Source organism: Acidobacteriota bacterium (assembly GCA_040754075.1).
GTDB lineage: Bacteria > Acidobacteriota > Blastocatellia > UBA7656 > UBA7656 > JBFMDH01.
The window spans coordinates 52,766-68,322 of sequence record JBFMDH010000023.1 but is presented as its reverse complement, the minus strand read 5'-3'; the positions used below and the strand labels follow the sequence as shown (position 1 = coordinate 68,322).

The 15,557-nt window shown below is 47.8% G+C and carries 23 protein-coding genes; 11 read left to right on the top strand and 12 right to left on the bottom strand.

The window, feature by feature from the left end; genetic code table 11:
• Window positions 1-33: 33 nt before the first annotated feature.
• The 8 genes from AB1757_21715 to AB1757_21680 all read right to left on the bottom strand — a co-directional run bounded on the left by AB1757_21715 (window position 34) and on the right by AB1757_21680 (window position 5,706).
• Window positions 34-438, bottom strand: a complete 405-nt coding sequence (locus AB1757_21715) for a hypothetical protein (GenBank protein MEW6129673.1) — start codon at window positions 436-438, stop codon at window positions 34-36.
• Between the two features lie 2 nt (window positions 439-440).
• Window positions 441-677 (bottom strand): DUF5678 domain-containing protein, encoded by a 237-nt coding sequence (locus AB1757_21710; GenBank protein ID MEW6129672.1) that lies wholly within the window; start codon window positions 675-677, stop codon window positions 441-443.
• A gap of 128 nt (window positions 678-805) precedes the next feature.
• Window positions 806-1,306 carry an NAD(P)H-dependent oxidoreductase subunit E gene (locus AB1757_21705; GenBank protein ID MEW6129671.1) on the bottom strand — a complete coding sequence of 167 codons (501 nt, stop codon included), beginning with the start codon at window positions 1,304-1,306 and terminating at the stop codon, window positions 806-808.
• 136 nt (window positions 1,307-1,442) lie between these two features.
• Complete coding sequence (gene nuoD, locus AB1757_21700) at window positions 1,443-3,767, bottom strand: NADH dehydrogenase (quinone) subunit D (protein ID MEW6129670.1); 2,325 nt, start codon at window positions 3,765-3,767, stop codon at window positions 1,443-1,445.
• 258 nt (window positions 3,768-4,025) lie between these two features.
• Window positions 4,026-4,832 carry a helix-turn-helix transcriptional regulator gene (locus AB1757_21695; protein ID MEW6129669.1) on the bottom strand — a complete coding sequence of 269 codons (807 nt, stop codon included), beginning with the start codon at window positions 4,830-4,832 and terminating at the stop codon, window positions 4,026-4,028.
• Window positions 4,833-5,126: 294 nt separating this feature from the next.
• Window positions 5,127-5,288, bottom strand: a complete 162-nt coding sequence (locus AB1757_21690; GenBank protein MEW6129668.1) for a hypothetical protein — start codon at window positions 5,286-5,288, stop codon at window positions 5,127-5,129.
• Between the two features lie 13 nt (window positions 5,289-5,301).
• On the bottom strand, window positions 5,302-5,463 hold the full coding sequence (locus tag AB1757_21685; protein MEW6129667.1) for a hypothetical protein: 162 nt from the start codon (window positions 5,461-5,463) through the stop codon (window positions 5,302-5,304).
• An 87-nt stretch (window positions 5,464-5,550) separates the two neighbouring features.
• Complete coding sequence (locus tag AB1757_21680) at window positions 5,551-5,706, bottom strand: hypothetical protein (GenBank protein MEW6129666.1); 156 nt, start codon at window positions 5,704-5,706, stop codon at window positions 5,551-5,553.
• A gap of 366 nt (window positions 5,707-6,072) precedes the next feature.
• Between AB1757_21680 and AB1757_21675 the strand changes: the two genes are divergently transcribed.
• Window positions 6,073-6,570 (top strand): hypothetical protein, encoded by a 498-nt coding sequence (locus AB1757_21675; GenBank protein MEW6129665.1) that lies wholly within the window; start codon window positions 6,073-6,075, stop codon window positions 6,568-6,570.
• 127 nt (window positions 6,571-6,697) lie between these two features.
• On the opposite strand, the gene AB1757_21670 is transcribed toward AB1757_21675, so the two are convergent.
• Window positions 6,698-6,871, bottom strand: coding sequence for a hypothetical protein (locus AB1757_21670; protein MEW6129664.1), 174 nt, complete (start codon window positions 6,869-6,871; stop codon window positions 6,698-6,700).
• 63 nt (window positions 6,872-6,934) lie between these two features.
• Here AB1757_21670 and AB1757_21665 point away from each other — a divergent pair, with 63 nt between their 5' ends.
• The gene (locus tag AB1757_21665) at window positions 6,935-7,969 is read left to right on the top strand and encodes a 3-deoxy-7-phosphoheptulonate synthase (protein MEW6129663.1); all 1,035 of its coding nucleotides are present in this window, start codon (window positions 6,935-6,937) and stop codon (window positions 7,967-7,969) included.
• Window positions 7,970-8,108: 139 nt separating this feature from the next.
• Here AB1757_21665 and AB1757_21660 read toward each other — a convergent pair whose 3' ends face one another.
• The 3 genes from AB1757_21660 to AB1757_21650 all read right to left on the bottom strand — a co-directional run bounded on the left by AB1757_21660 (window position 8,109) and on the right by AB1757_21650 (window position 9,609).
• The gene (locus tag AB1757_21660) at window positions 8,109-8,411 is read right to left on the bottom strand and encodes a hypothetical protein (GenBank protein MEW6129662.1); all 303 of its coding nucleotides are present in this window, start codon (window positions 8,409-8,411) and stop codon (window positions 8,109-8,111) included.
• A 3-nt stretch (window positions 8,412-8,414) separates the two neighbouring features.
• Window positions 8,415-8,876: a hypothetical protein gene (locus AB1757_21655; GenBank protein MEW6129661.1), complete on the bottom strand. Its 462-nt coding sequence runs from the start codon at window positions 8,874-8,876 to the stop codon at window positions 8,415-8,417.
• A gap of 232 nt (window positions 8,877-9,108) precedes the next feature.
• Window positions 9,109-9,609 carry a DinB family protein gene (locus AB1757_21650; GenBank protein MEW6129660.1) on the bottom strand — a complete coding sequence of 167 codons (501 nt, stop codon included), beginning with the start codon at window positions 9,607-9,609 and terminating at the stop codon, window positions 9,109-9,111.
• Between the two features lie 299 nt (window positions 9,610-9,908).
• On the opposite strand from AB1757_21650, the gene AB1757_21645 reads away from it, so the two are divergent.
• From AB1757_21645 to AB1757_21605, 9 genes are all read left to right on the top strand, one after another.
• Window positions 9,909-10,283 (top strand): nuclear transport factor 2 family protein, encoded by a 375-nt coding sequence (locus AB1757_21645; protein MEW6129659.1) that lies wholly within the window; start codon window positions 9,909-9,911, stop codon window positions 10,281-10,283.
• Window positions 10,284-10,311: 28 nt separating this feature from the next.
• Window positions 10,312-10,713: a hypothetical protein gene (locus AB1757_21640; GenBank protein MEW6129658.1), complete on the top strand. Its 402-nt coding sequence runs from the start codon at window positions 10,312-10,314 to the stop codon at window positions 10,711-10,713.
• A gap of 489 nt (window positions 10,714-11,202) precedes the next feature.
• Entirely contained in the window at window positions 11,203-11,691 is a 489-nt protein-coding gene (locus AB1757_21635; GenBank protein MEW6129657.1) for a hypothetical protein, read from the top strand.
• A gap of 39 nt (window positions 11,692-11,730) precedes the next feature.
• Window positions 11,731-12,612, top strand: coding sequence for a hypothetical protein (locus AB1757_21630; protein MEW6129656.1), 882 nt, complete (start codon window positions 11,731-11,733; stop codon window positions 12,610-12,612).
• A 44-nt stretch (window positions 12,613-12,656) separates the two neighbouring features.
• Window positions 12,657-13,013: a hypothetical protein gene (locus tag AB1757_21625; protein ID MEW6129655.1), complete on the top strand. Its 357-nt coding sequence runs from the start codon at window positions 12,657-12,659 to the stop codon at window positions 13,011-13,013.
• A 16-nt stretch (window positions 13,014-13,029) separates the two neighbouring features.
• Window positions 13,030-13,470 (top strand): hypothetical protein, encoded by a 441-nt coding sequence (locus AB1757_21620; protein ID MEW6129654.1) that lies wholly within the window; start codon window positions 13,030-13,032, stop codon window positions 13,468-13,470.
• A 69-nt stretch (window positions 13,471-13,539) separates the two neighbouring features.
• Window positions 13,540-13,989 carry a hypothetical protein gene (locus AB1757_21615; protein ID MEW6129653.1) on the top strand — a complete coding sequence of 150 codons (450 nt, stop codon included), beginning with the start codon at window positions 13,540-13,542 and terminating at the stop codon, window positions 13,987-13,989.
• Between the two features lie 119 nt (window positions 13,990-14,108).
• A complete protein-coding gene (locus AB1757_21610; GenBank protein MEW6129652.1) occupies window positions 14,109-14,525 on the top strand; it encodes a hypothetical protein in 417 nt (138 codons plus the stop codon).
• A gap of 158 nt (window positions 14,526-14,683) precedes the next feature.
• Complete coding sequence (locus AB1757_21605) at window positions 14,684-15,529, top strand: hypothetical protein (protein ID MEW6129651.1); 846 nt, start codon at window positions 14,684-14,686, stop codon at window positions 15,527-15,529.
• The last annotated feature ends 28 nt before the right edge of the window (window positions 15,530-15,557 follow it).

The window sequence follows — 15,557 nt, the reverse complement described above, 5'->3', positions numbered from 1 at the left end:
TCTATGCAATTTTCAGAATAAGAGGCGTAGCGATTAGTCGTACTTGCCGACATAAAGCTTTCCTTCATATTCAATCAGACCCAAACGGATTTGGTCTAACCATCCTCGTCTGCCTAAAACATTTCTCGGCAACCCGTATCGGGCAGCGAAATAAACCATCACATCCAGTTGCAAGTTCAAAGCGAACAAGGAAACATAATGCCCGTAAGCAACAAAAGGTTCCGTAGCCGTGCGAATAATTTGCCGATACCCTTTTTCAATATCCAGTCCTAAAGCTTCGCCCTCATCCCTTTTAAAAATGCAAAAGGTAGCGCCGGTGTCGAGATTGGCAAGCGTTTTATTTTGCTCTTGCGCGAAACTGAGGACAACCGGAATGGTAATGCCGGTTGTCGTTGTATCGTATTCATAGAGCAAATCGAAAACCAGCGCATGGGACATGGTTACCAGCCTCCGAAGGGCAAATCATCGCTCTCGACTTGCACAATAAGTGGCAAGCGAATTCCTGATCGACGAGCCGCCTCGCGCACTGCTTGTGAATTCGTTCCATGAGCGATCAAGTGTTCGCCATCCAGAGCAACCCATTGACCGGCATATTCAGCACGATGGGCTTTCAACCATTCCATCTCTTTGGTGCAATCAAGGACTTCAGGGGTTAAATCGGTAACGACTGAAGACATCGCCAACACTCCTTTTTACAGCTAACTCCGCAAACCGCCGCGCTCTTTATATTTTTCAAGCCGGTTTTGTTCAGGCTTATTGATATTTGCCGGTAAAATTTGTTGATTCATTGTGAAATTCGACCCGTTTATTTCTTGCCGTTGGCGGCTTCGGTTTTCAACTGTTCGATGATTTCGCCCATGCGCTCAGGCGTGAGGTTTTCAAAATAACGATCACCCACCTGCATCGCCGGAGCGGTGCCGCAAGACCCCAGGCATTCGGTAAATGCCCAACTGAACATGCCGTCCTCGGTAATTTCTTCGGACTCAACGCCGATGATTTTTTTGAGTTCATCAACGCAAGGATAGACGCCCATCAGCCAGCAACTCACGGTTCGGCAAACATCCAGGTGGAATTTCCCGACCGGCTTTTTATGCAGCATGGTGTAAAATGATGCCACACTTAACACATCTGATGGCGGGTAACCCATCAAGGAGCCGACATATTCAGCGACGGCATCGGAAATCCAGCCGAACTCTTTTTGCGCGAGAATCAGCACCGGAATTAAAGCCGCGCGTTTTTCCGGGTAACGCTTGACTATCTGTTCGTAGCGTTGTTTGGCATCTTCACTAAATTGTATTTCGCTCATTTATTCAACTCTTAAAAAAACAAGTCGCTGATGCGTTCAACTTCCAACCAATCGCACTTGCTTTTGCAATTTTAATTTTGAGCAAAAGTTTTCAGGCAGTGACTTTGATATTTTTGCCTTTTGCCTTTTGCCTTTCCTATTTATCCAACTCTCCGGCGATGATGTTGATACTGCCAAGCGCCGCCACCGCATCGGCGAGCAACCCGCCTTTAATCAAATGCGGAAATGCCGAAAACAGCGGAAAACATGGGCCACGCGCAGCCAGACGCCAGGGTCGCATCGAACCATCCGAGACCACATAAAATCCGAGTTCGCCGTTGCCTGCCTCAGTATATCCATAAACTTCGCCCGGCGGCGGTTGAATGCCATGCATCACCAGTTTGAAGTGATTCATCAGGTCTTCGATATTGGTGTACACTCCTTTTTTCGGCGGCAGCGTGATGCGCCGGTCATCCACTTGAAAGGGTCCTTCGGGTAAATTCTCTAAAGCCTGCTCGATAATGCGAAGGCTCTGTTTCATCTCTTCCATGCGCACAAGGTAACGATCATACATATCGCCGTTGTTGCCTACGGGCACCTCGAAATCGAAATCATCATAGCTGGAATACGGGTGATTTTGCCGAATGTCATAGGGCACACCGGCGGCGCGTAGACAGGGACCCGTGAATCCCCAGTCAATCGCCTCTTCCTTGCTGATGGCGGTTATGCCGACTGAACGCTGTTTGAACAGGCGACTATAGGTATTGAGTTTATGAATATCATCAATGTATTTCGGAATGCGTTTGAGCACTTCGCGACAACGCGGCACGAAATCTTTCGGCAATTCTGCCGCTAGCCCGCCGACCCGCACATAGCTCACCATCATGCGAACCCCCGCGGTCATTTCCAGCAAATCATAAATCTCCTCGCGGGGTTCAAAGGCGTACCAGAAATTGGTAATCGCGCCGAGGTCAACCAAATTGGTGCCGACGCAGACCATGTGATCCATGATGCGCGACAGTTCGCCTAAAATGACGCGAATATATTGCACACGTTTGGGAACTTCGATGCCCAGGAGCTTTTCAACCGCCAGAACGTAACCGACGTTATTTAAAAATGATGAGCAATAATTCAGACGGTCGGTGTAGGGAATGACCTGATTCCATTGATGGGTTTCCGACATCTTCTCGAAACAGCGATGCAGGTAGCCGATTTCCGCATCGGCATCGACAATCTTTTCGCCATCGAGCCGGGCGACGATGCGAAGCGTTCCGTGGGTCGCCGGATGCGACGGTCCGATATTGACGATATTGGGTTCGCCACTGATGCGGTCGTGCTTTTCGTCGTCGCCCCATTCGCTCAGATATTCAATCGGCAATTTATAATCGCGGGAAAGCAGGGTGCGCGCGCCCGGTTCATGGTCTTTTCTCAAGGGGTGACCGATGAACTCTTCGTGACAATAAATCCTTCGCAAATCCGGGTGATTGCGAAAGCGTATGCCGAACATATCGTAGGTTTCGCGTTCGTGCCAGTTCGCGGTTTTGTAAACTGAGGAAATCGAATCGACTTCGGGGTGGTTTTCGGCAAGCGGCACTTTCAATCGCAGGCGATGCCCGTGGTCAATCGAATAGAGGTGATAGACGACATTGAAGCGTTCATCAGGGCTTTTTTCAGGATAGCCCAGATAATCCACACCGCAAACCGTGCTCAGCAAATCAAGTTTGGTGGTCGGGTCTTCTTTTAATGTCCGCGCGACTTCGACAATTTTTTCAGGGCGAAGGGTGATGGCTAAATCGCCGCGAAAATCATTGACATCGAGTATCTGGTCTTTAAATTTGCCTTCGACGGCTTCAATAATCGGATTTTTCAAAGCCGCAGGTTCGCGGGTGATTTGTACCAGGCGCAGGGCTTCACGCGCCTGTTGTTCGGCAAGCAGCAAAGGTTTCGGCGAACTGACGGTAACTTCCTTGCGCATCTTTTCGCGCAATTCGGCGCGAGCATTGTGGTCAACGCCAAACTCTTTCTCTTTCTGAACGATGTTTTGAATCATCACGATGGCTTGGAGCAGGGCTTCGGGAGTGGGCGGGCAACCGGGAATGTAAACATCCACGGGAATAATTTCATCAATGCCCTGCATGACATGATAAGCGCGATAGAAGCCGCCTGATGTAGCGCACGCGCCCATCGAAATCACCCATTTCGGTTCGGGCATCTGGTCATAGATTTTCTTGAGCACCGGACCCATTTTGTCGGTAATCGTGCCCATCACCATCAATAAATCCGCTTGTCTCGGCGAAAAGCGCACCACCTCTGCGCCAAACCGCGCCACATCATAATGCGACGACACCACGGACATATATTCAATCGCGCAACAGGCTGTACCAAAAGGCATGGGGAAGAGCGAATATTTACGCCCCCAGTTAGCGACTGCACTCACAGTTGTGGTGATAATGCTATCGCTTACGGTTGATTCAGTTGCCATCTCAAATCCTTTCGTTTGATTGCCAGCTTTTATGAAAAATTCAACGGTTAATTAAAGCTTTTCATCCCGGTTTTCTAAATTAAAAGACTATCCCTCGGGCATACACCAGTCAAATAAGGCAATGCTTACTATGAAGCCTTGATGAATGAATTAATGTAACCCTCAATCTACCGATTGACGCCGTAAATTGTCAAACGCAACCTACCTAAAGCCCAATTGGGCGATGATTAAAAATCATAACCCTGGCAATGAGTTTTGCTAATCTTGATGCGCGGCTAATTGGCGACAGATGTCGGCGGTTCGGGTATCAGCAGGAAAAAAGGATTCGATGGCGATTTCCGAAAGCGTAATTTCAACCGGCGTTCCGAAAACCGTGGTGGTACTGAGAAAAGAGAGCACGCCGTCATCGGTGATGAATTGCAGCGGGATGGCGATTCCCGAAATGTCATGCGTTAGCGACAGGTTTTCAACGACGGCAGAATTCGCTATCGGATAACCGGAAAGTTCATGTAATAAATCTACCAGTACGAGGTCACTGCTCACATCAATCTGATGGCGCAATCGTGTGAGAATGTGGGTGCGCCATTCGCTAAAATTGGCGATGCGCGAGGCAAGCCCTGAAGGGTGCAAACTGAGGCGCAAAACGTTGATGGGCGGGGTGAGCAAAGCCTTATCGCTCGCCTTCATAAACGGTTTGATGGCGCGATTGGCAGCCAGGAGTGTCCAGTGGCGGTCAATGGCAAGCGCCGGGAAAGGTTCGTGTACGGCAAGCGCCATATCGATGATTTTGCGCGCCGGATGAAGCAATGGGTCTTCCAGTGAACGTTCCGAAAACACCGGCGCGTAACCTGCTGCGATTAATAAAATATTACGTTCCCGCAAGGGAATATCGAGTCGTTCGGCGAGGTGCAGAACCATATCGCGGCTCGGTTGTGAGCGGCCGGTTTCGACAAAACTCAAATGACGGGTTGAAATATCGGCTTCACAGGCGAGGTCGAGTTGACTGAGTCGCCGACGCTTGCGCCATTCACGCAAAAGATTGCCCACCGGTTGCGTCTGTAGCATTGCCATTACCGGAAACTTATCATAAACCTTGAGCCATCTCCATTACCTCAAAGGTAATATTTCCTTATCGCTTTTCTGGGTCACAAACCGGTCACAATTTGCCAATAGTTCATCCGGTAGTATCTCTCGTTATGAAATTGGTTGTCTTCCATATTCCGCCGTTAGCGTTTTGGGTGCATCCGCCCTTAACTTCATTTTGTTGTGATTGGTCAACCGGCAGGTCTTCAATAAGCGTTGGGTTATGGTTTTCTTGTTTATTCAGGTTTTTTTCACCGCCTTTCTAAAATATTCATTTTATGAGTGGGTGCCATCGCCCTGGAGTAGAAGCCTCCGGCTGCCTAACTTTTGAACGCTACCGTTGCCGCCTTTAACTACAAGTTTCACTAGCTCTTCGATAGGCAATTCCTCGACCTCGATTGTCCGGTTCATCCCTTCTTGATTTTCCGGTTGGTTCATCGGTTCATTCTCCTCATCCTCGAATCGTCATGCGATTCCCATAACCGGTATCATAATGGACTCGTATGGTGGCATCTCCGCCTTTGACGGTTTCAGTCACAGTTTCATTCAGCGTCAAATCTTCAATAACAATGGACGATTGGTTCTCAGGTGGGTTGGTATTTTCTTTACTCATATTTAATCTTCCTCCCTTAAAAAATTAAGTCTAAACTTTGAGCGCCTTGAATCTTGCGCCCCAGGTCATGACCTGGCTTTACCCTTTTTAGCTGCGCCGCAGGATAGGCGTACTTACGCTCTCCACATTAATCCACTGTTTGTGGTCTCCACCTTTCACCTCGGCGGCGGCTTCCGGGTTGACGGTTAAATCTTCAATATTCATCTGTGGGTTTTTTGCTTCACTCCGATTTTGCTTGTTCACAATAGTCATCTCCCTTTCCCTAATATTTGATTATCATTTGAGCGCCTCATTCGCGCTCATCTGTTCAGGCGTAAGTCGGTGACAAAAACTATCATCGGAAAGCAGGTTATTTTAGACGAACGTTCCTGGCAGGTTGCCGATTGGCTTGGCGTGACACACCGTTGGCATAGATAACCCCTCCACTGATTGTGACCTCGTACAGGTTCACACCGATTAGCAGGCGTTTTATCGCTCCCCGCAATATCAGAAAGTTACTTCCTGAAAAAAATAATCCCCGATGATAGTTTTCGCCGCTAACTATCGCCTAAACAATCGGGCGTGACAGTGACGCTCACTTTTGACAAATTTTTTATGCAAGGAGTAAGAATGAAAATAAGAAATCCAATCAGGAAACACCTTCTGATAGCGATTGCCGTTATCGCAATGGTGGTCGGCGGTTCTACCTGGAAGGCAGAAGCTCAAAACGTCAGAGTCTTTGATGGAACAACTTATGTGGGGATCATACCCGGACAAACGCTGCGCTTTAGCATTGCCAATCAGAGCGCCTCGGAAAGTAACATCCAACCCGTCCGCGCTCAGGTGAAGCTCTATGATGCGCAAGGCGCTGCTATCGCAGGCAGCCGGGAAGTCGAGGTATCATCCGGTCAGTTTCGCACGGTTGATTTCATCCGTGAGAATCTGCCGGCATCGGGTGAGCCAGTCACCGGACGGTTGCAGTTACGCGCCGTTGTCTACATCCAGGTTGACGACCAACAGGCAATATCAGGGAAACAATTTCCGGTTACGATGGAAGTCATAGATACCCGCACAGGCGGAACCTACTACACGGGGTATGTCAAAGTTTCTAGCGACGGCATAGACTAAGCGAAACCCATTGATTGATTGCCCGGGGATAAGAGACTGGATAGCAGATTCTTATCCCTACCCTTTTTTTGGCTTCTCTGACGCCTCCTGTTGAGCCAGATATAAGCCACAACCAGAGATTCGCCTATCACCCGACCACAAGCTTGCCTTTTTCATTCTCGTAATAGTGGATATTCATGATTATCCAGCGCCGGTTACGAAAGCTGACCTCGTGCTTCATCTCCGACGGACTTTTCTTACCCCAGTAACAATAAACATCAACCAGATAGCGATTTCCAACTTTACCTCTCCAGACTGCCATCTCAATGTCCGAGTCAGCGCCGCCTGTGTTAGAATTCAGGCTTTTAAAATAAGAAAGATTTTTATGTTCCCAATTCAAGACCTCAATGTTATCGAAATCGTTCGGCTCATCACTCCCAAAGCCTTAAAAGCGGAGTTGCCGATTACCAAAGCATCCATTCGCACGGTTGTCGAAAGCCGCGCCACCATTCAACAGATTTTACGCCATGAGGACACGCGCCTGCTGGTTGTCGTCGGACCCTGTTCGATTCACGACGAGCGCGGCGCTTTGGAGTATGCCGAAAGACTGGCGAAACTGCGCAATGAATTGAGCGATAAACTCTACCTGGTCATGCGCGTCTATTTTGAAAAGCCGCGCACAACCATTGGTTGGAAAGGATTGATTAATGACCCGCATCTCGATGGCACTTACGATATCGAGGCGGGACTCAAAAAAGCGCGGCGACTGCTACTTGACATCACGCAAATGGGGGTTCCTGCGGCGACGGAATTTCTCGATCCGATTGTTCCGCAATATATCAGTGATTTGATCAGTTGGGTGGCGATTGGCGCGCGCACCACCGAATCACAAACCCATCGAGAGATGGCAAGCGGTCTATCAATGCCGGTTGGGTTCAAAAATGCAACCGACGGCAGCCTGCAAGTGGCGATTGATGCCATGCATGCAGCCCAAACGCCGCATAGTTTCTTAGGCATTGACCAGAGCGGTATCACCGGTGTGGTTCGTACCAAAGGCAATCAATTCGGGCATGTAGTGCTCAGAGGCGGACGGGCGCGCACCAATTACGACGCTAAAAGCATCGCCGATGCCGTTGCCGCTTTGAAAAAAAACAAGCTCAACCCATCGCTGATGGTGGATTGCAGTCACGCCAACGCCAACAAACAACACGAACAGCAGGAAGCGGTGGCGCGTAGCGTGATCGCTCAACGCGCCGCCGGGAATCTGGCATTGACCGGACTCATGATTGAAAGTTATTTGCGGGCAGGGAATCAACCGGCAACGGCTACGAATCTGCAATACGGTGTCAGCATCACCGACGCCTGTGTCAGTTGGGAAACCACAGAGCGCATCCTGCGATACGCGCATAAACAGTTATAAGCCTTTGACCTTTGCCCGAAGAACCTCTCCTGAATAATTCGGAGCAACCTGTTTCTCAGTACAGGTTACTGCTGATTGACTTAATCCGAGCCGGGTTTAGGTTGTTTCCCACAAGCAGGGCAGAAAAAAAACTTTGTATTCATGGTTTGCTTTTCTTTCTAATTCCGCCTTCATCGTCTTTTGAAAATGCCACATTGACATTGAAACCAGGGGTTGTGAATCCCGCCCCACTGTTAAAAGTGAATAGCCTTTCCTCTTTGCGGATTTGGTCAAGCGTGAAGTGTTTTTTTGCGGCTTCAATAGCAGCCGCCCAAAGTGGTTCAAAATCGACTCTATAAATCCGCTCCTTGTCGCTTTTCTTCTCATATAGCTTTGACTGCTTCTTATCATCTACAGTAAAGGACACCATCGACAGGCAGATTAAAGTCAGCAGTATTCTCATAACTTAATTGCCTTTCGCGCTCTTTTTGGCTTCTTCATCCTGATACTGAATCTGTTTGCCGGTTCGCGCCTCTAAACTTGAAAGCATGGTGCGAATCACATCTTTACCGAGTTCAAAAACCGCTGCCTGCCCTTTCCCGGCTTCATTCTTGTAGCTAATCGTTAGATAGTGTTTTCGTTTCTTTGAAAAGATCGCCAACGGTGAAACCAGGATAGCAACAGCCACGCGCCGCCCGGCTTTCTGTCCATATTCCAACTCTTCAACGTCTTTGTAAGGAATCAGCAATTTGCCGTTTTTGTGTTCAAAAACAAAATTGTTTTCATCAAGGGCTGAACTCTTTCCCTCGGTGCCTTCCTTGAGTCCGGCGATTGTGCCGCCAACATACCCGGTTTTCTTACTATCTAAGACAAGAGCCGGTGAGCAAAGAACGGCGAAGATGACATAAATAGAGATAACTTTTCTCATGGGTGAGGTTCCTTTCCAATCGTGTTTTTGTGTGATTTGAGTCTGACTCGATACAACCGATTAGCCCGCTCGTTATCCACCAGACGTAAACCGGATAAAAAACGATGCAAAAATAAAAAAAGCCCTGCACTACTGTGCAGGGCAAGCATTGAAAAAACTTACCTCGTTTTCTATAGACGCAAATCCGTTAAAAGCGATGCAAAATCAAAAAAGCCACCCACTTGCCGGGCGGTTATTCAAATGGTCGCTTCATTGCCGGCAAGCCCATCGCCCGACGCCAGATGGTGAGTTGTCCAACGTGATTGGCGGCGTGTCCGACCAGCACCTGGGTTATCGCGTGACGGATAGTTGGAAATACATCGCGATACGATTCCACGGGGAAGACTTCATCCAATTGCGAATCCTCCATTTGCTCGACTGCGTGATGGATTCTTTCCTGGGCTTCACCAAGGATTGCCAAAGCTTCGTCTTTCGTTTCATAAAGGCGGGCATCAGCCATCGGCACACTGCCCGTACCGAAACGCTTGCCCCAATCAGTCGGCAACCATTCAGTTAGCCCGATGGCGCTGCCCAACAGTTGACAGGCATAGGTGAGATGACCGATGACCCATGCCGGGTGATTGGGTAGGTTATTGGGTTGGGCAATCATATCAGCCGGGTTAAGGTCGGCGACCTGCTCACGCAGGAAATCGAGACAATAGGCAAAACTATGCAGGACAGGTTTCATTGTCATAGCAGCATCCTTTCTGACATAGAATATCTATTTGATGTCCTATAATTTTAGGTCTTGAAAACTTCTCAACGGTCGCTCCACTAAGCAGCCGCCTATCCAATAACGCGAAAAAACTGACCAAATCGAATCATCGCCAAGCAAATTGCCTGATGGTCGGTAAAAATTGAAAACCGAACGCGGGAAAGCTGAAATCTTACCTCTGAGGTAATTGATTTCAAATTCTCAAACCTGTCACTATGCTCACCGTCACCGCAAGGTGATGAAATTTACCGAGCGTCAAAAAAGAAACGGAGGGTGTAATGAATAATTTAACCGAATTAATTGATGGCTATATCGCCATGTGGAATGAGCCGGATGCCGCGCGTCGCGATGACCTCATCGCGCGAATTTGGGATGAAAACGCCAGTTATGTTGACCCGGTCTTAAATGGTGAAGGGCATGCGGGCATTCAGACAATGGTGCAAGGGGTTCAGGAAAAATTTCCGGGGCACCGATTCAATCGAACCAGCGAAGTGGATACTCATCATAATCAATTGCGGTTTACCTGGGCTTTAGGTGCAGAGGGCGCTGAACCGATTGTCAAAGGAACGGATTTTGGCGTGCTGGCGGAAGATGGCCGGTTGCAATCCATCACCGGATTTTTCGATCAACTGCCAGCGCCTGCTAAATCTTAAAAACCAAAAGCGAAAGGAGAGAATGATTATGGCTATTGCAAATCAATCGAATTTTTTAAGGAAAGTTTTATTTGCTGACGCGGCAATCAGCGGGACAACCGGACTGGTGATGCTGCTGTTTGCCGATTCGTTAAATCAATTACTCGGCGTGCCGGTTGGATTGTTGCGTTATGCCGGGCTGAGTTTGTTGCCCTTTGCCGCCTTACTCATCTATCTGGCAACCCGGCAGCACCTGCAACGACCGATTATCTGGGCGATTATTTCAGGCAATGCGCTCTGGGCAATCGACAGTATTTTACTGTTGTTTACCAACTGGGTTGCGCCGACGGCTCTGGGTTATGGCTTTATCATTGCGCAGGCAATGCTGGTTGCGGTCTTTGCCGAAGCCCAGTATTTCGGATTAAAAAAATCGTTGCCGGTTGGCAACTGATGGGTAATGAACAACGATTGATCTTTCCGTAGCAACAGAAGAGGCGAATTGTGATTTGTTGCCTCCTCTGTTGCTTCCACCCTGACCTCAACTTTCCATTAGAATTTCAGCCTGCCTGAAATTACCACCAACCTGCGCGCACCATCCCCTAAAAACGAAAAATTTTGCGACATGATTTTCACCCGATTGCCACTTATGTGCGAAAGGATGCGTAGGCATTGCCGCCAAGAGTTTGATAAAGCGGAATCGCTGGGAAAAAGACCTGAAATTTGAGATAGACACACCTTCAGCAACTTGAGGAAGGTGGCTGATCGGCAAGCGGGCTTTCTGCTGCAAGTTTATGGCGCAACCGCACAGTTGACCAACGGAACCCCTAACGATTTTCAGCCGTCCTGTGATGATGGGAGAAGCTTATTGAAGAGGCAGATGGTACATGGTTTTTCAAAATTAGTAGACAGGAGTTGAGATTATGTTTGCAGGTAAGAAAGGGTGGTTATCAAAAAAATGAAATATGTGTCTGACCTACATATTATTATCAGAGAGCAGCAAAAGATACCGGTTGAACGATGGGATATTCCTGTCCATTCTTTTGAAGTGGAAGGCGGAGCCAACCGAATGATTAATCTAAAATCAACCGATGAAATCAGCATCTCCTCCGAATTTGAGCAAGCCCGAATGCATAAAAATATCATCTTTTATATTCCGCCAACCAAAGATTTCCTCGGAGTAAAATTAGTCGGTTTACGCGACAACACGTTGGTGCTTTTTGAGCTTACTTTTGCGATTAGCGTCTATTCCGGGAACCGGATGACCCAGATGCTGAGAATTACCTCCGAATTTAGTTCGGTGCGTGAAACCCCAACGCCTGTTGGTGGCACCCCGCCTTTGCTACAAACGAAGATACGGCTTGTAAGACCGCAATTATTCTACGGTAAGTTTGATACCCAGCGTAAAAAAATGGTCCATAAAGAAATATAACGCAACCTAATGTCACAGCCTTTAGCCAGGGGGATTAAAATGTCTTTAAAACCACAATGGAAAGAGCCAACCCTTGGATTAGAGAATAAATGGGGGTTGGATAAAAATGCCGCGCCGCCATGGTTTATGGTCGGTCATCGGGAAATCAAAACCTTGCTTCTGGAATTTGGCGCGGGAAAAATCGTCCGCAGTGTCAACCCGCGCATCGCCTCCATCAGTGATTCCGGCGGCGGTTTTTTTGATATAAAGGGCGAAAGTCCGGGTCCGCCGACGCGCATCGAAGTCATCGATATTGCCACGAGGTCATTGGAAGCGACGCTTGAAGTAGCGGTGAAACGACCCAAACGGCAACGCATCAGTTTTCATTTCGTAGAAGACCGAAGAGGCGATAAAACCACTCACTCATTTGATAAAGCCCAAACTGTCGTCGATGAATTGAACACGATTTTTACCCATCAGACCAATCTCGTTTTTGAGTTGGGGTGGATTGATGACGTAAAAGTCGATATTGACCTCGGTGATGTGCTGGTCGAAAGCGTGAACAAAAAAAATCAAAGGTTTAGCGACGAAGGCACGATTATCGGAAAGAGCATCTGGAGAAAATTATTTATTACCAAGCGCGACGGACGGGCGGATTTCAACGTCTATTTCGTGCCTACCGAAGAGGTCAATAATCGCAATCTGACGCTTTTCTGGGATGACACGAATTGCGTCATCGAAGATGGCGTCATCGAGCCGGAGTTTATTCTGCCGCACTTGATTGGGCGGATGTACGGTTGTGAGCCGACTTCAAGCCCTTTGCGCGATCATCACCTGATGTTCTGGGACGCAGGATTTCAGGATGCCAATTGGGCTTCGATGTTCCGGCGCAGAAGCGACAACTTTATTCCCAAACGTTGGGCGAATCTGATGAACCCCTAAAGCGGATTGATATAAAACCGGCTGCTGATTGAAAGGCGCAGTAGGTGAACAAAAATACTCTGACAATCAAAAAATACTGGAATAGCGGTGCGGATTTGGTGTTTGAGGTTGGCGAGGGGTTTTTGTTGAAAGATAGTATCAAAGGAACGGTGCGCATTACCCGGTTAACGGTCTATCGAAAGCCCGATAAACATTCGACCCGTATAAATATGTTCGCGCAATTGCGCAACCGGGGTCTCGGTTTTTTTGAAGTTATTTTAACCCGCGATCGCTACGCCGACAGCGGACAATTCTTATCCCGAACCACTTACACCTTCACCGACGTCGGCGTTGAAAGTCTCTATATGCGCGACAATCGGGAAGAACTGACCTTGATTTGTAGCGGATATACGGAAAAGTGATTTATAAATAGCAACCATGACCCCACCTGAACATAACAAGATGCTGGCAATCGGCTTTGCGATTTTTGCGGCAATCTTCACCGTTACATTTTTATTGCTGATGGCGGTGAGCGTCGGCGTCTTTGTGATTCTTGGAATTGCTCTTGCCGAAGAGAGCGGAGAGCAAAAACAGGCGGTTATCGGCGTGGCAGGAGCCATCTTCACGGTGCTTTTTTACGGTGTGCTCGGCGCGATTTGTATTGTGCCAACGGCAATGGCAGCCTGGCGAATGTTTAAACAACGACCACGAGCGCGCGGCTGGGCAATCATTGCATCCCTCATTTTGTTATTGATTTTACCTCTTGGAACCATGCTGGGGGCATATGCTTTGTGGTTTTTATTTAGCGACGAGGGCAAACAATTTTATGCCTGGTTGGATGGCAATCCCACTTTTATGAATAATCCGGGAAGTTATTAAAGCAGCATTTTCTCAAATAAAGAGCGAATCGTTTAACGCGACAGGAAGCGCGGCAAAGGAGAAAAAGCGATGCGGATTGGCTTAGGAATTTTGTTTCTACTGTTTTTTGCCGGTTTTATGGGTTGTTCGTTAATGCTCGGCGGCACGGTTTCCGAAGTCTATGAATGGCGCGACCTCTTGGTTGGCGGCGCCTTCGTCCTGGCTTTGTTCAGTGCGATTTTGTTGGGACTTTTGGCATTCGGGGCGGGCACAGGCGGGAAAAAGCGCAGCCCTTGGCGGGTTCCTGCGCTATGCCTGACGGCGACGCTTTTATCGCTGGGCGGCGCAGCCGCGATTTTTCTGGCAATGCCCGAAGGCAGAACCCCGCAAGGCGAGGAACTCAATCAGCGATTGGTGATTTGCGCATTTATGATGATTGGTTTTGCGCTGTTTTCCTTGCTCAGTTTAATCCTGACGATCATTTCGACAAAAAATCACAATGCGAAATTACTTCAGCAAAGATACGCGCCAGTCGATTAACCCGGCAAACTCTCTTAGCGTGTTGTCGAAACCGACGGGTTGGCTCAGGTTTCGGAAATTGGATGCGCTGGCGTTCAGAGATTTTTGGGTGAGCGGCAATCAACAAGGAGGAAGGGAAAATGTCATTTAAATTGGATGCCTATGTTCTCAACCAGAAAAAAGGCGGAGGCAGTTGGGTAGTGGATGAACTTCATTCCATCGGTGTATGGGAAGGGCAAGAACTGAAAAATTCCGGTGATTGCCCTGACGGTACATTTACGGGTGTTACCTCGCAATTTGAAAATACTACGAAAGCCAAACCCGATAAACCCAAACCCCTGACCTTTAGCTGGAAACCTACCTCGAAAGAGAAGACACTATTTCAGTCAAGTTTGAAAAACGCGCAATTTCATATGCGGGTTGGCGTACAAAAAAATGGGACGGAAAACCGCTGGACATTATCATTCAATCAGGTCAAAATTATAAAAATTTCCAAAAAGCAAAATATCGAGCGGATTGATGCCAGCTATGTGGATTTCAATTATACCTCCTCATAGATTCCCATCAGGAACGCGAGGATTATCGTGTGTTGATGATGAAAATGTAGAGTCAACAAGGTAAGTACATATGTTAGTTGCCGAACGATTTTACAAAAGGTCAACATAAGGGTATCGCAATTAAGGCGCAGGTTAGTTGCCAAACAGGAGGGATTTCGATGAAAGCAGTTAGTGCAGTACGCCATTTAGGGCAGAAAGAAAAAGCCCTGGCGATAACCGTTTTTAAAAATACCATTCCTTACGACAAGGTTTTAATTAGCGATGGGCTTGGCATGAGCGATAGACCATTTACCATGCCAACCAGTATGCCCGCGACCATTTTTTTTAATGTCTCTTCAAGTCTGGGAAAATATGTTATCCATTCGGGCGACGGTTACACCGGCATGAGTTATAGGCAAGAAGATAAAGAATTGCTCATTCATGAATTGACCCATGTCTGGCAGGGCGAACATTCAAAACGCTCCTGGGATTATGTTTTTAGTTCGATGTGGTCACAGGCGCTCACCCCCAATGCCTATGCTTACGACAAAACCGAATATAAATTTTGGGATGATTATAACCCCGAACAGCAGGCATCCATTGTCGAAGATTGGTTCGCTGATGGAATGAAAGAGAAAGAAGAAGAAGACATTCGTTTTTACTATATCAAAAAACATATTCGTGGAGAGGCAATGAGTGAAGATTGGATTCGCAAGCAATGGGTTGTCAAACCTTTGCCCACCTCAACGCTCGATGTTGACATACATTGGGATTACCATGATGCCCAACTGTTGCCGCTACTGAAGCAACGCTTTAATCAGAATGATGTTGCAGGGTATGGAAAGCGTTTGAGGCAACTCGAAGGGATTTTCCGCAGCATTCAACCAAGACAAGCCCGGTCGATGCTTGAACGGTTGAAAACCCGTCGGGTAAATGATGAAGTCGTAAAATATTTCTATGAACATCTATCTCAAAAAACCAGAGAAAATCTGCTTGAAATCCTGAGAAAAACGGTAAGCCGATAAATTGCATGCGGAACAGGGCAATCGCAAC

Excerpts from the sequence above, each read along its gene's own strand:
- AB1757_21660 (MEW6129662.1), bottom strand. The coding sequence starts at position 8,411 with ATGAGAATACTGCTGACTTTAATCTGCCTGTCGATGGTGTCCTTTACT.
- AB1757_21665 (MEW6129663.1), top strand. The coding sequence starts at position 6,935 with ATGTTCCCAATTCAAGACCTCAATGTTATCGAAATCGTTCGGCTCATC.
- AB1757_21630 (MEW6129656.1), top strand. The coding sequence starts at position 11,731 with ATGTCTTTAAAACCACAATGGAAAGAGCCAACCCTTGGATTAGAGAAT.
- AB1757_21685 (MEW6129667.1), bottom strand. The coding sequence starts at position 5,463 with ATGAGTAAAGAAAATACCAACCCACCTGAGAACCAATCGTCCATTGTT.
- nuoD (MEW6129670.1), bottom strand. The coding sequence starts at position 3,767 with ATGGCAACTGAATCAACCGTAAGCGATAGCATTATCACCACAACTGTG.
- AB1757_21715 (MEW6129673.1), bottom strand. The coding sequence starts at position 438 with ATGTCCCATGCGCTGGTTTTCGATTTGCTCTATGAATACGATACAACG.
- AB1757_21675 (MEW6129665.1), top strand. The coding sequence starts at position 6,073 with ATGAAAATAAGAAATCCAATCAGGAAACACCTTCTGATAGCGATTGCC.
- AB1757_21640 (MEW6129658.1), top strand. The coding sequence starts at position 10,312 with ATGGCTATTGCAAATCAATCGAATTTTTTAAGGAAAGTTTTATTTGCT.
- AB1757_21655 (MEW6129661.1), bottom strand. The coding sequence starts at position 8,876 with ATGAGAAAAGTTATCTCTATTTATGTCATCTTCGCCGTTCTTTGCTCA.
- AB1757_21615 (MEW6129653.1), top strand. The coding sequence starts at position 13,540 with ATGCGGATTGGCTTAGGAATTTTGTTTCTACTGTTTTTTGCCGGTTTT.
- AB1757_21610 (MEW6129652.1), top strand. The coding sequence starts at position 14,109 with ATGTCATTTAAATTGGATGCCTATGTTCTCAACCAGAAAAAAGGCGGA.
- AB1757_21605 (MEW6129651.1), top strand. The coding sequence starts at position 14,684 with ATGAAAGCAGTTAGTGCAGTACGCCATTTAGGGCAGAAAGAAAAAGCC.
- AB1757_21620 (MEW6129654.1), top strand. The coding sequence starts at position 13,030 with ATGACCCCACCTGAACATAACAAGATGCTGGCAATCGGCTTTGCGATT.
- AB1757_21705 (MEW6129671.1), bottom strand. The coding sequence starts at position 1,306 with ATGAGCGAAATACAATTTAGTGAAGATGCCAAACAACGCTACGAACAG.
- AB1757_21650 (MEW6129660.1), bottom strand. The coding sequence starts at position 9,609 with ATGACAATGAAACCTGTCCTGCATAGTTTTGCCTATTGTCTCGATTTC.
- AB1757_21695 (MEW6129669.1), bottom strand. The coding sequence starts at position 4,832 with ATGCTACAGACGCAACCGGTGGGCAATCTTTTGCGTGAATGGCGCAAG.
- AB1757_21690 (MEW6129668.1), bottom strand. The coding sequence starts at position 5,288 with ATGAACCAACCGGAAAATCAAGAAGGGATGAACCGGACAATCGAGGTC.
- AB1757_21670 (MEW6129664.1), bottom strand. The coding sequence starts at position 6,871 with ATGGCAGTCTGGAGAGGTAAAGTTGGAAATCGCTATCTGGTTGATGTT.
- AB1757_21710 (MEW6129672.1), bottom strand. The coding sequence starts at position 677 with ATGTCTTCAGTCGTTACCGATTTAACCCCTGAAGTCCTTGATTGCACC.
- AB1757_21645 (MEW6129659.1), top strand. The coding sequence starts at position 9,909 with ATGAATAATTTAACCGAATTAATTGATGGCTATATCGCCATGTGGAAT.